Below are 12,382 nucleotides of genomic sequence, written 5' to 3' on the forward strand. Positions count from 1 at the left end.
AGTTCTTCAGGCAACTGTGAAAACATGAAGTGAGATGAAGCGAGGTGACACCTAAAAAGAAGTGACTTCTCCAGTTCCTTCTTCTATACTCTCTTGGAGGAAGGGGACAAACCAGGGTGACGTGACAGAATCCGCTTGAGTGCTTAATCGCCGGATGATGTTCCTTCCAGGGGGACTGAGAAGAGGAGCGTGCTTATCCACGCTAGAAGAGGAACGATAGATGATAAACAGCAAAACAATGTTTGAAGATCAAAAGACGATAAACAGCCGAGTGATGATGGAAAAGCAGCAGGAAGGCCCCCTGTTCAATGAAGCACTATCTAAAGATGGTGCCGTAGAATGGCAGTGTCCACGTTGTGCCTGGTGCCTGTGCGAGCAGGGCCTGGAATTAGGGAATGGCTCGCATGGGATTTGCCCACGGCATGCAGAGATGCTTCTGCGGCACTATAGAGCACACCGTGCGTGCTGCTTGAGCGCCTAATAGTGGGTGCGCATGAGATGGGTACAACCCATTTCATCGCGAAGCATATGGCAGCGAGAAGAGAAGCATGAACAATAAATAATAAGGAGGAGTGCAGAATAATGTCTTGTCTTTGTGATGAGGCGATATCATCTCGACGGGCTGTCCGGGTAATGGTCATCGACGATTCCCCCACGATTCGTGGGGGAATTGAGACATGTCTGAGTTGCGAAGGCTTCGTGGTCCAAAGTTTTTCCAATGGAGTAGAGGCAATGCATTGGTTGAGTCAACCTGACGCACTGCTTCCTGACCTCGTGTTTCTTAATAGTGTTCTTCCTGATGAAAGTGGGTATGGAGTAACACGTTTACTAAAGGCGAGGCCCCAGTTTACTCATACAGCTATTATCATGCTCTTATATCAAAATAGCGTTGTGGATCGTTTGAAGGCGCGACTTGCCGGAGCGAAAGGCTGCCTCGCGATTCCTTTTGGCGTTCAGAATCTCCTTCAGGTGACCCAGAAAATCCTATCAGCCTCTTCATCTGAAAAATCGATAAACACACGTGTTGCAATCAACCACGAACATTCTCCTCTCTATGTCGTCTGGTTATAATAGCCTGTTCTTTTTTTCCGGGCAAAAGTATTGCTGGAAAAACGCCAGGGTAACCTGTACGCCGCATCGTCGGCAGATCTCGAGTGCAACAAATGTTGTTGGAACTGATGGAACGTTCCATGCACACCTCGTTTACCCCAAACCTTGAAAGAGGAGGGCGACCAGAGCATGTGAGGTGGTTGTGTTGCAAAAACTATGACGAAGGCGGAGATGACGTGAAGAGTTCTCCTCGTTCGGTCAGGCTGCCACCCCAAACAGCTTGGCAACCAAGACACCCTGGCCTCTCACATCTCCTTTTTTCACCTTTTGCAGTTGCCCATTTCTGATCATGTTATATGCTTCATATCCCTGTAAGGTTCTGCTGGCTGTCTCAAAGGAAAAAAATCCCATCCCCGGCTTCGTCAAGCGTTTGATGAACCGATGATCTTGTTCGATCAGATTGTTGAGGTATTTCACCTGCCTCAATTCCACGTGTTCAGGCAGGTGTGCTGACTATTTGGGACATCCGTTCGATAAAAATGCACTTCATCGGTCAATAGCGATGCTGCCTCGTCACTTGCGCTCATGCTTCAACTGCCACTGAGGAAGGAGATTCAGCATGACGTGTGTAGTGCTCGATGATAGCTTCTGGAGCGGCAGTAGCCTGGAGATGCTGCAACACCCGATGATGAAAGACACGTCGCCTGCTCTCACCGATCTCGCTGTAGACCACTTCACGGAGGGTATCGTGAGAGAAGGAGTAGGTAACCGCTCCGTTGACGTGCTCAATGAGCAGGTGATGGCAGAGAAGCTCATCAAGCGCCTGGAGCGTATCATTCTCGGACAGCTCTGTCACTTGACAGAGTTGCTCAAGGGTGAAATCGTGGCAGAGTACAGATGCTGCATTGAGCAAGAGCCTGGCGACTGAAGAGACATATGTGAGACGCATGCGAATCGTGTCGTGTATTCTCGATGGAAGGATGTCGTGCCATTGCTCGATTTCTACGTCCGTGACCGACATATTTATTGCCCACGTCCCATCGGGTCGGGGAAGGGCTCGCAGCATCTGGCGTTCGAGCAGTGCCCTGAGCACTTCCTCGACATACAGCGGCTGCCCTCGCGTTTTGTTGAACAGCCATTGCACAAAAGGAGTCCCATCAGCTGTTGCACGGTTTCTTTCTTTTTCTGCCGTCTTTCCGCTTCCCTGCTGAAGAGCGCATGCATCCAAATACTGGACCCACTGGACAAGATCCTCGTAGCGCAGTGCTTCAAGGGTCAGCGCACATGTGGGTCCCTCTTGCTTCAGGTTGAAAAGCCACGCCTGCAGGTCAGGTTGCGTGAGGAGTTCTTCGCTCCGCACACTCACAATGAGCAATACGGGGAGCTGACTTGCCCTCCACTGATGCCAGGCGTAAAAGAGCACATTGCGTGAGGCTATATCGATCCATTGGAGATCATCGACAAACACCACCAGCGGTCGGCGTGACGCCCACGCCATTCCTAGGCGAGCAATAGCCTCAAACAAGCGCGTGTGCCCGGTCGATTCGTCTGTGAGGGGAACAGGTAGATCTGGATACCGGTCGCGCAATTCTGGCAGGATACGTGAAAGTTCGCTGAGCCAGAGATCACTGAGCAAATCATCAGGAGCATTCTGCTCTTCTACCCGCCGGCGTAGCATATCCACGATCAGTTGATAGGAAAGGCTCCTCCCATTCGCAAACGCCTGGGCATGGAGGACCTCTGCACCTTGCATCGCGGCCCATGCGAGAAAGTCTGTTCCTAAACGTGTTTTGCCCATACCCGCTTCGCCTTCAAGCAACACCAGATGCGTTTCCTGGCGTGTTACACGATGATAGTGCTCGACGAGACTCGCGTATTCCCGGGTTCGCCCGACCAGGAGACCGTCAAGATGGACCGCAGCGACTGAAAACTGGGAAGAGGGCTGTGGTGGTCCTGGCAGGCGCAAGGGGAAGTCTCGGCTCAGTCGTTCTGCCAAAGCCATCGTTTCTGGAGCAGGTTCGACCCCCAGTTCACGCGAGAGCCAGGCACGCGCTGTTTCATAGACCTGGAGGGCTTCGTCGCGTCTGCCCACCATGAAAGACATCTGCATCAAACGCCGGGTTGCAGCCTCGTCGCCAGGATCAAAGGAAACCCAATGGGTGGCTGTGGCAAGCGCATTGACCAGTTCTCCACCCTCCATCTGCCATGTTGAAAGGGCATCGAAAAGCACGCTCACACGATGACGAAGTGCTTCGCGTTGAGTACTTATCCAGGTGTCAAATGCCGGAGCATCAGGCAGCGAGAAGTTCTCTAAAAATGCGCCTCTGATCTGACGAAGCGCTTCTTGCACCTGTATCGCCAGCTGGTGGCGCTCCTCATCCTGGACTTGATCCAAGGCCAGATGAGAACGGACACGGGCGAACGCTGCATTCAGGAGCGCAATATTGCTCACGATCGCAGAAGTAGGTCGCACACCCAGAGCATTCCGTTCCACGACAAGATGAGCTTCATGAGGCGCGACGGTTGTCTCCCCAAGCGCCTCGCGCAGTATTGCTAAGGTGCGGCGCAGGATGGTACGGCCTTGCTGTTCCTCAAGGTCTGGCCAGAAGAGTGTCATGAGCTTCTCACGAGAGTGCATGCCCTCCTCAAGGACAAGATAGATCAATAAGGCACATGCTTTGCGTGTCCGAAATTTCAATACTTGCTCTTGATGACGAATCTTAGGGGTACCAAACAGAGAAAGAGAGAGTTGGCTCATCGTATTCTGTTCACGTTTCTGTTCACGGTTGGGTCACGAAGATGCTTTAGACTGGCAACAAGGACAACTCAAGAGGCTATCCATCATCTCAGTATATCACACGACTCTGTGCGAAAGGGTGCAGTGGCCTCAACCGATGAGTATATTCCATTAACTGATAGGAGAAACATTTATGACAAAGCTTGAAGGAAAAGTCGCAGTCATCACTGGTGGCAGTAGCGGTATTGGTCTGGCGACGGCAAAGCTCTTTGCCGCAGAGGGGGCACATGTATATATCACGGGTCGTCGTCAACGCGAACTCGATGCAGCCGTCAGGCAGATTGAGAAAAATGTGACGAGCGTTCAGGGAGACGTGGCAAGGCTCGCGGATCTTGATCGCTTGTACGCGACCGTGAAGCAGCAGCATGGCCGCATCGATATCCTCTTTGCCAACGCTGGAGGAGGGGAATTTGTCCCCTTAGCAGAGATCACTGAGACACATGTTGATTCCTTGTTCAACACCAACGTCAAGGGACTCCTCTTCACGGTACAAAAGGCGCTCCCACTCTTGCAGGAGGGCAGTTCAATTATTCTGAATGCCTCAGTCGTCGCCTCCAAAGGGGTAGGAGGGTCTACGATCTACAGCGCCACGAAGGCGGCGGTCCGGTCATTTGCACGAACCTGGACCGTTGAGCTCCGAGACCGCAAGATCCGTGTCAACGCCGTTAGTCCTGCCCAAACCAATACGCCATTCCATAAGAGTGAAGAGATCAAGACCTTCCTGGCGAGCCTCGTGCCGATGGGGCGGTTGGGCGATCCCAACGAAGTGGCGAAAGCGGTCCTCTTCCTCGCATCGGATGACAGCAGTTTCATTACCGGAATCGAGCTGTTCGTTGATGGAGGAACAGCGCAAATCTAAATGATCCCGATCGCAGGCTTCTCATTGAGGCGTCTGCGATCCATTTTCCGTCACTCAGAAAAAGAAAGGTTCGCATGAACACTCATTCATCGTCAGCGGTTTCGTCATCCAATTGGGCCATCCGGGTACTTCCGCTTGCGCTCGGCATGTTTGCCATTGGAAGCGAGGGACTCGTCATTGCAGGCATTTTGCCGGATGTGGCTCGTGGTCTCAATGTCTCGATCAGCGCGGCGGGTCAACTGGTGACCATTTTCGCTCTGGCCTATGCTCTTCTTGGCCCATTCTTGACGGCTCTAGCCACGAGATTTCCTATCCGCCGGGTGTTGTTGGGGGCGCTCATCATTTTTGCGGTCGGAAACGTGCTGGCCGCACTCGCTCCCTCCTATGGGCTGATGGTGGTCATTCGCATTCTTGCGGCCATAGGCGCGGCAAGTTTCCAGGGTGTTGCCTCTGCCGCTGGCGTTGCCCTCGCCCCTCTGGATAAACAGGGACGAGCTCTGGCTCTCGTCTGGAGTGGGCTAACAGTAGCATTGGTAGCGGGGGTCCCATTGGGTACATTCATCGCCGGGCTGGCCAGTTGGCGCATCACCTTTGCTGTCGTGGCGGCTCTCGCCGCACTCGCCGCTCTTGGTATTGTGGTTCTGGTGCCTGAGCTTGCTCGTCCACCGATCGTCACAGTCCCAATGTTTGGACGCCTGATGCGTCGATCTGCTCTTCTGGCCATCCTAGTCACGACGTTGTTTGCCATTGCGGGGGAGTTTGTGGCATACACCTACATTGCCCCTCTCGTAACCCTGCTCACACCTGGGAGCGAGCCTTTTCTCGCTCTCATCCTGCTCGGTTTCGGGATAGCTGGTGTCATTGGCAACGCGCTCGGTGGCACATCCGCTGATCGCTTTGGCGCAAACCGGACTATCGTTGTGAGCCTGGTCTTCTTACTGGGTGCGATGCTCTTGCTCTGGGGGCTCAACTTCGTTGCTGTGAGCGTGGTGACGATCATTCTCGCCGCACTTGCTGCCACTGTCTGGGGGGTGACCGGCTGGAGTTTCGTGACTCCGCTCCAGTCACAACTCCTGACAACCGCCCCTGAGCAAGTCAGTGTTACGCTTGCCCTGAACAACTCAGCACTGAATCTTGGCACAGCGTTAGGAGGAGCAGTTGGAGGGCTCATAGTGAGTTCCCATGTTGGATTCCTTCCGCTCAGTGGGTCCATTTTCATTGCCCTCGGACTCTTGCTTCACCAACTGGTGGTTGGTCATCGCCGACCTTCTCTGAGTCCGTCAGCCTCGTTCAGAACCACTTCTGTCACTCCCGAAGGAGAGAAGATTGAGCAACCAGGCCGCTAAAAGAATCGCCTCTGGCCTGCGCAAATATGAAGCATTTCCTCCTGTTATTCTCCTCGTCTGCTGGTTGGCAGACGAGGAGAATAACAGGATTGAAGATTTCAGAATTCAGTGGTAGTACAGCCTCTTTCGCACCAGCAGGTCGATGCATATTTGGCTTCACTAGGTAAACCGGTTGCTGCCTATTGAGATTACATCACCGGTGAAAAGCGCTCTCCTCGATATCGAGGAGATGGGGCCAGTCTCAGACACTGTTCATAATGTCCACATCATCTGCAACGACAATGCTTCAGTGGTAAACTCATGTGCAGCGTTTACCCCATCAGTGAGAGCTGGTAGAATAATGGAAAACGTGCTACCTTCTCCTAGAAGGCTCTGCACCTCCATATGTCCTCCGTGTCTTTCTACAATGGCACGCGTAATATAGAGCCCCAATCCCAATCCAATAGATTCCCCGACTCGGACATTGTTATTGGGAACACGATAGAATTGCTCGTATATGGAGGATAGATGTTCAGGAGAAATACCTAAACCGCGATCACGCACACAGAGGATGACCTCTCCTCCTCTTCGTTGCAACTTGAGCGTAATAGGTGTTTCCTTTAACGAATATTTGCGAGCATTAGTGAGCAAATTTAGAAGAGCTTGGCTGATCCTATTGCAATCTATATCAACTTCGATTGGCTCAGGCGGCGAAAGGTCGCAAGTAGCAGGCGTTTTATCAGCCGTAAATTCATCAACCACATGCTGGCACAATTTCACCAGATCGTGGGGTCTACGATGCAATACAAATTGATCACACTGGATATGCATAGTGTCTTGCAGGTCATGAACAAGCACCCCCAAACGATTAATGGAGAGCTCCATTTTCTCGATATCTCCGATGATCTTATCTATGTTTCCCTGTTTCAATCGGCGCTGGGCTAATTGAATCATTGCCTTTAAGCTGGTAAGTGGTGTGGCAAGTTCATGCGCGACCATACTCAGCATAGAGTCTTTTGCGTGGTTTGCCGCTGTGAGTTCGCTGGTACGTTGCTCGACCTGGCTCTCTAGGGAACATGCATACTGCTCCAAAGCTTGCTGTTTCTCCTGTACGAGACGAAACAGTTGGCGGGTTTGGAGTGCGCGCCGTACAGCTGCCACAAAAAAATCGCGATCAATGGGTTTGAGAGTGTAATCATATGCTCCTTCCTGCAACGCCTGCATTGCTAACTCATGCTCACCATGTCCAGTGATAAGCAAAACAGGTATATCTGGCATACTTGCATGAATGGTTGATAAAAGTTGCATCCCATCCATCCCAGGCATCTTGATGTCACTCACTATCGCGTCATACTCTCTGAGTTGTAGCTGTGCGATAGCATCAAGCGCGGAATTCGATGTATCCACATCAACATCTTGCATGCGCAGCGTGAAGGTGCGAGAAAGAGCCTGTAGCGCCGCGCTATCGTCATCAACAAGGAGAATACGTGGTTTCCGTTTTTCATCCGCTGGTTCTGTTTGTATTACGGAAATAATCTTCGGCTGATATTCTTGCCCTGTTCTGCCTTGATTTAGTTCCACGTTACTTTCCTCCTGAGGTACTGCTACCCCCCCGTTGGAGCAAAGAGGGGAAGTTGGATAATAAAAACAGCTCCTTCCCCTGGATGATTCTCAAGCAAAATTGCGCCCCCGTGGTCCTGGATAATACCATAGGTAATAGAAAGACCCAGACCTGTGCCTAACCCAACCTCTTTGGTTGTAAAGAAAGGGTCGAAAATACGCTTCTCCAGATCCAATGGGATACCCGTGCCAGTATCGCTTACACTTATCTCGACAATGTTCTCTTTGAGCTCGCATTTAATAGTAATGCGTTTCTGCTTGTTTGATACCATAGCATCACGTGCGTTGGTGAGCAGATTTAGAAACACCTGCTCCAATTGGATCGAGCTACCTAGCACTATTATCTCCTTAGAGGGAACATCGACACATATCTCGATTTGGCGCAAACGGAGTTGTTCCTGAAGAAGCATCAATGCTCCTTGTATGACTAACTCAAGCCTGATTTGCTCGTGACGTGCCGAAGCCACACGCCCGAATGTACGCAGGTGGGAAATAATACTAGTCGCCTTCTGAATCTGCTGCATGGCGCTATTCAACTCTTGCAAGAGTTGTTGAGCCTCTGTCTCTGCTAGGCCCAATCTGATCATGTCAATCGCATTTCCCACGAACAAGGCGGTACTGTTAAGAGGGTTATTGAGCTCATGAGCGATTCCAGTTGTCAATTCACCCAGGGTGGCAAGTTTACCCGCCTGTATCAGCTGTTCCTGCTTTTCGCGCAGTTCCTGCCCCTGACGTTTAACCTCATCAGTCGTTTCCTTCAGATCGCTCATAATATGTATCATCGCCTTACGGCTTTTTTCTAGGCGCAGATTGGAATTGTGTGAATCCTGAAGAATATGGAGAAGCGCGCGCCGAGAATTATCCAGACGTTCTGTCTGTTGAACCATACTACGGCGATCCTGCTCATAATCTGCCAGAATGTGAATCATCGCCTTACGCTGGTCAGACAATTGTTTGTTAAGCTTCGCCATATCATGGAGAATGTGGATAAAAGCTCTTCTCCTCTCTTCGCCTTTACGTACGCGCTCTTCAAGCGCCTGTCGTTGCTCCAAAAGGTTCACAAGCTCATGTTCTAATCCTTTAAAGCGCTCCATTTCATTTGTAGTAATCAACACTACATGAGGAAGATTCGTAGCATTCATTGATTATGTCCCTCGTTCGACATTCTTACTCTGATTCATGAGGCTCTCTATTTGTTTTTCAAGGGCGATCATCTTCAGCTCACGCCCTACAACAACCTCTTCAAATTTCTCCAGATCCAGAATCTTTTCCTGCAGTTCTGCTTTGGACTCCTGGAGATCTCGCAACACCTTCTCATAAGCGCGCATATCACGCAAAATGCCAATCGCGCCAATGACACGATCCGTATCGCGTAGCGCTGAAGCATTGAGCGTGGTAGGGATGATCTCCCCAGAAGCGCTACGGGGGTTTAGTTTGGCATTTCGAGTAACGCCACGTTCAATTACTTCGCGTAAGGCTGCCAGGAACTCACGAGTCTCCTCAGAACTAATGAAGCGAGAAAGGGACTGCTCCAGCACTTCATCAGGTCGGAAGCCCAGGAGTTCGTAAACGGCATCATTCGCTTGCAAAATTTTGCCTTCCAGATCAGAGACAAAGACCGGGTCTGGTGCGTTCTTAATCAGGCTATCAGAATACGCAAGCGCTTTATCGAGCTCGCGCATATCACGTAGAATGCCTATAGCACCGATGGCTCGACCATCACTATCACGTAGCGCTGAAGCATTGAGGCTTGTAGGAATGATTTCCCCGGAAGCGCTACGGGGATTGAGACGGGTATTACGGGTTACGCCACGTTCAATTACTTCGCGTAAGGCTGCGGTAAACTCGCGTGCCTCCTCAGAACTAATGAAGCGAGAAAGGGACTGCTCCAAGATCTCATCAGTACGAAAGCCCAGGAGTTCATAGACAGCATCATTCGCTGAGAGGATCTTACCTTCCAGATCAGAGACAAAGACCGGGTCTGGAGCATTCTTGATCAGGCTATCAGCATACGCATGTGCTTTATCGAGTTCGCGCATATCACGTAGAATGCCTATCGCACCGATCACACGACCATCAGTATCACGTAGTGCTGAGGCATTGAGCGTGGTAGGAATCACCTCATCGGAGGCACTGCGAGGATTGAGGCGGGCATTGCGGGTTACGCCACGTTCGATCACCTCGCGTAAGGCTGCGGTAAACTCACGGGTCTCCTCAGAACTAATGAAGCGAGAAAGGGACTGCTCCAAGACCTCATCAGTACGAAAGCCCAGGAGTTCATAGACGGCATCATTCGCTGAGAGGATCTTACCTTCCAGATCAGAGACAAAGACCGGGTCTGGTGCGTTCTTAATCAGGCTATCAGCATACGCACGCGCTTTATCGAGCTCGCGCATATCACGTAGAATGCCTATCGCACCGATGGCTCGACCATCTTCATCACGTAGCGCTGAGGCATTGAGGCTTGTAGGAATGATTTCCCCGGAAGCGCTACGGGGATTGAGGCGGGTATTACGGGTTACGCCACGTTCAATTACTTCGCGTAAGGCTGCGGTAAACTCACGGGTCTCTTCGGGGCTGATGAAGCGAGAAAGGGATTGTTCGAGCACTTCATCAGTACGGAAGCCCATGAGTTCATAGACGGCATCATTCGCTGAGAGGATCTTGCCTTCCAGGTCAGAGACAAAAACTGGGTCTGGCGCATTCTTGATGATAATATCGGCATCAAGAGAGCCGTGTGACCTTTCACGATTGTGTGTTGTTGAAGAAACTGTGGTGGTGGTCGTTTTCAGTTGGTCAGACATACATCCTCCCAGTATGGCAAGACTAACAGCACGATCTTTTCGCGTAGCACGTCATTTCGCGTAGCACGTCTTCTCGCCAGAGCGTGCTCCATATGAGCGATGCTATACGACTAGCTCTGCCTTATCCGCTTTCCGTTATCCATGACCATTGAACTAAACAACATCGCAAAAGCTACATATACTCATCTATAAACTATTTGTTAATATGTCCCCGGCATGAATAATAGCATATGTTTTATGCAAAAGCAATCTATAAATAAGATTATATTTTGACGGTGTTAGCATATAATCAACTTGCATCTGCTGCCCATTCTAGTCATTTCACCTACTTGTATATACTAAGAATTGTATTGCAAGAATAAAGGAGCAATGGGAAACACTTCCTTATTAGCTTCATCTAAAAGACTGCAACGACTCTTGATCAATAACATATGATAGGGAATGGGATACTTACGCTGTCTGAATCTCCCAAAAAGATGCGCCTTCTAGTTTTTACCCTGCTTTCTATTTGATTATATAGGGATATTACATCACATTTTTGATCAAATTTTTGTCAGGTATTCCCATAAATATAACGCCATCTTTCTAATTCATATGAATACATAATCGATCAACCGAAAAGAAATATCTGCAAAAATGCGCGGATATGTGTTACCTCTTTGATATGTTTGTTCTTCTCTGGGTTGTGTTACAAGAAATAATCTCATCTGGTACAGTGAAAGTATAAGGTGAGATGAGACAAGAGCATGGAAACGCAAACTCCGTTCAAGTGGCGTCATTTTGAAGCAGAGATCATGTTGCTGATACTTTGAGGAACGACTTGGGATCAAAATGGCGAACACGCTTCTTGGACGAAGAAAGCTTCTCTATCTCTGGAAGCAGCAGAATGGCGTTTGCCCGATATGTCAAGAGAAGATCACCAAGGTCACCGGATGGAACTCCCACCATCTGATCCGGAAATCAAAGGGCGGAAAGGACTCAGCTTACTCGCGTCTTACCCCTTCTTGAAATCTTTAGTTCGGGAAAAAAATAACAAGCGCCTCTCGTCAGAACTGAGAAAGATGCGCTTCAGGTGACATTCACATGCCACCTGAAGCGCCATAGTGAGGAGCTTTTTGCTACCAACGATTCCGGTGCAGGACATCACCTAAAGGGCGACGTTGCGCAGGCTTGAAATCCGTTCCTTGCGTGTAGGCAACAGGAATGAGCGCAGCCTGCATTACTTGCTCATAAGGGATACCGAGAATTGTAGCAGCCTCTCGCTCAAAAAAGAGGTGATTCCCCGTCAACGTACTTCCCAGGCCACGCGAACGCGCCGCCAACATGAAGCTCCAGGTAGCAGGGAAAATTGTACCCCAGATGCCAGCTTGCCAGGTGATAGGAGCATCGTCACTGCGACCCTCAATGCAAGGGATGACATAGACCGGAACTTCTTGAAGATGGTCGGCGAGATACTGCGCTGAACTAAGGATTTTGGTAAGCGTTGCTTGCTCAGTCCAGGCACTAGTAACTGCCTGATCACGCACCTGGGCTACCTGGTCATTACCTCTCCGATAGAGGTCCGCGAGCGCCCGGCGCTGGTCAGAGTCGGTCACAACGATAAAATGGACCTTCATGACAGGGGGAATCGGAGCCTGCAAGGCGATTTCTATGCACCGCTCAATCACTTCCAACTCAACTGGGCGAGACAGGTCGAGGCGCTTACGCACCGCGCGTGTTGTCGTCAGCAATTCATCGTTTGTTAAATTTAGCATATGTGTTTTCCATTTCTTTTCCAACATGTGTTGCTTATCAAGCGCTTGTTTTCTATAATGATATGGTCAGAGGGGGCTGCATACAATATGCAATTGAGGGCTTCTGTTGATTAAGGAACAGAAATGCCAGATTGATGAAAAACGTCTCTGGCATTCCCTCTCTTCGCAATCAT

8 protein-coding genes and 1 pseudogene are annotated in these 12,382 nt (G+C 50.3%); 3 read left to right on the forward strand and 6 right to left on the reverse strand.

All coding sequences use genetic code 11. From position 1 onward, the window contains the following. The first annotated feature begins 582 nt into the window (after positions 1-582). Positions 583-1,071, forward strand: coding sequence for a response regulator (locus K3T82_RS42155; RefSeq protein ID WP_220199466.1), 489 nt, complete (start codon positions 583-585; stop codon positions 1,069-1,071). Positions 1,072-1,308: 237 nt separating this feature from the next. Here the strand turns inward: K3T82_RS42155 and K3T82_RS42160 are convergent. Then, positions 1,309-1,554: pseudogene (locus K3T82_RS42160) on the reverse strand (DDE-type integrase/transposase/recombinase); the annotation flags it as partial. A gap of 79 nt (positions 1,555-1,633) precedes the next feature. Beyond that, positions 1,634-3,688, reverse strand: a complete 2,055-nt coding sequence (locus tag K3T82_RS42165) for an ATP-binding protein (protein ID WP_220199467.1) — start codon at positions 3,686-3,688, stop codon at positions 1,634-1,636. A 292-nt stretch (positions 3,689-3,980) separates the two neighbouring features. Between K3T82_RS42165 and K3T82_RS42170 the strand changes: the two genes are divergently transcribed. Together K3T82_RS42170 and K3T82_RS42175 are read left to right on the forward strand one after the other, a co-directional pair. Continuing rightward, the gene (locus K3T82_RS42170) at positions 3,981-4,706 is read left to right on the forward strand and encodes an SDR family NAD(P)-dependent oxidoreductase (RefSeq protein WP_220199468.1); all 726 of its coding nucleotides are present in this window, start codon (positions 3,981-3,983) and stop codon (positions 4,704-4,706) included. Positions 4,707-4,780: 74 nt separating this feature from the next. Then, positions 4,781-6,052, forward strand: a complete 1,272-nt coding sequence (locus K3T82_RS42175; protein WP_220199469.1) for an MFS transporter — start codon at positions 4,781-4,783, stop codon at positions 6,050-6,052. A gap of 252 nt (positions 6,053-6,304) precedes the next feature. Here the strand turns inward: K3T82_RS42175 and K3T82_RS42180 are convergent, their stop codons facing one another. The 4 genes from K3T82_RS42180 to K3T82_RS42195 all read right to left on the reverse strand — a co-directional run bounded on the left by K3T82_RS42180 (position 6,305) and on the right by K3T82_RS42195 (position 12,209). Then, positions 6,305-7,612 (reverse strand): hybrid sensor histidine kinase/response regulator, encoded by a 1,308-nt coding sequence (locus K3T82_RS42180; RefSeq protein WP_220199470.1) that lies wholly within the window; start codon positions 7,610-7,612, stop codon positions 6,305-6,307. A 23-nt stretch (positions 7,613-7,635) separates the two neighbouring features. Next, complete coding sequence (locus tag K3T82_RS42185) at positions 7,636-8,793, reverse strand: sensor histidine kinase (RefSeq protein WP_220199471.1); 1,158 nt, start codon at positions 8,791-8,793, stop codon at positions 7,636-7,638. A gap of 3 nt (positions 8,794-8,796) precedes the next feature. After that, positions 8,797-10,455, reverse strand: coding sequence for a PAS domain-containing protein (locus tag K3T82_RS42190; protein WP_220199472.1), 1,659 nt, complete (start codon positions 10,453-10,455; stop codon positions 8,797-8,799). 1,118 nt (positions 10,456-11,573) lie between these two features. Continuing rightward, entirely contained in the window at positions 11,574-12,209 is a 636-nt protein-coding gene (locus tag K3T82_RS42195; RefSeq protein ID WP_220199473.1) for a nitroreductase family protein, read from the reverse strand. Between the last annotated feature and the right edge of the window lie 173 nt (positions 12,210-12,382).

This window comes from Ktedonospora formicarum (genome assembly GCF_016587355.1).
Lineage (GTDB): Bacteria > Chloroflexota > Ktedonobacteria > Ktedonobacterales > Ktedonobacteraceae > Ktedonobacter > Ktedonobacter formicarum.

Excerpts from the sequence above, each read along its gene's own strand:
- K3T82_RS42155 (WP_220199466.1), top strand. The coding sequence starts at position 583 with ATGTCTTGTCTTTGTGATGAGGCGATATCATCTCGACGGGCTGTCCGG.
- K3T82_RS42165 (WP_220199467.1), bottom strand. The coding sequence starts at position 3,688 with ATGCACTCTCGTGAGAAGCTCATGACACTCTTCTGGCCAGACCTTGAG.
- K3T82_RS42170 (WP_220199468.1), top strand. The coding sequence starts at position 3,981 with ATGACAAAGCTTGAAGGAAAAGTCGCAGTCATCACTGGTGGCAGTAGC.
- K3T82_RS42175 (WP_220199469.1), top strand. The coding sequence starts at position 4,781 with ATGAACACTCATTCATCGTCAGCGGTTTCGTCATCCAATTGGGCCATC.
- K3T82_RS42185 (WP_220199471.1), bottom strand. The coding sequence starts at position 8,793 with ATGAATGCTACGAATCTTCCTCATGTAGTGTTGATTACTACAAATGAA.
- K3T82_RS42190 (WP_220199472.1), bottom strand. The coding sequence starts at position 10,455 with ATGTCTGACCAACTGAAAACGACCACCACCACAGTTTCTTCAACAACA.
- K3T82_RS42195 (WP_220199473.1), bottom strand. The coding sequence starts at position 12,209 with ATGCTAAATTTAACAAACGATGAATTGCTGACGACAACACGCGCGGTG.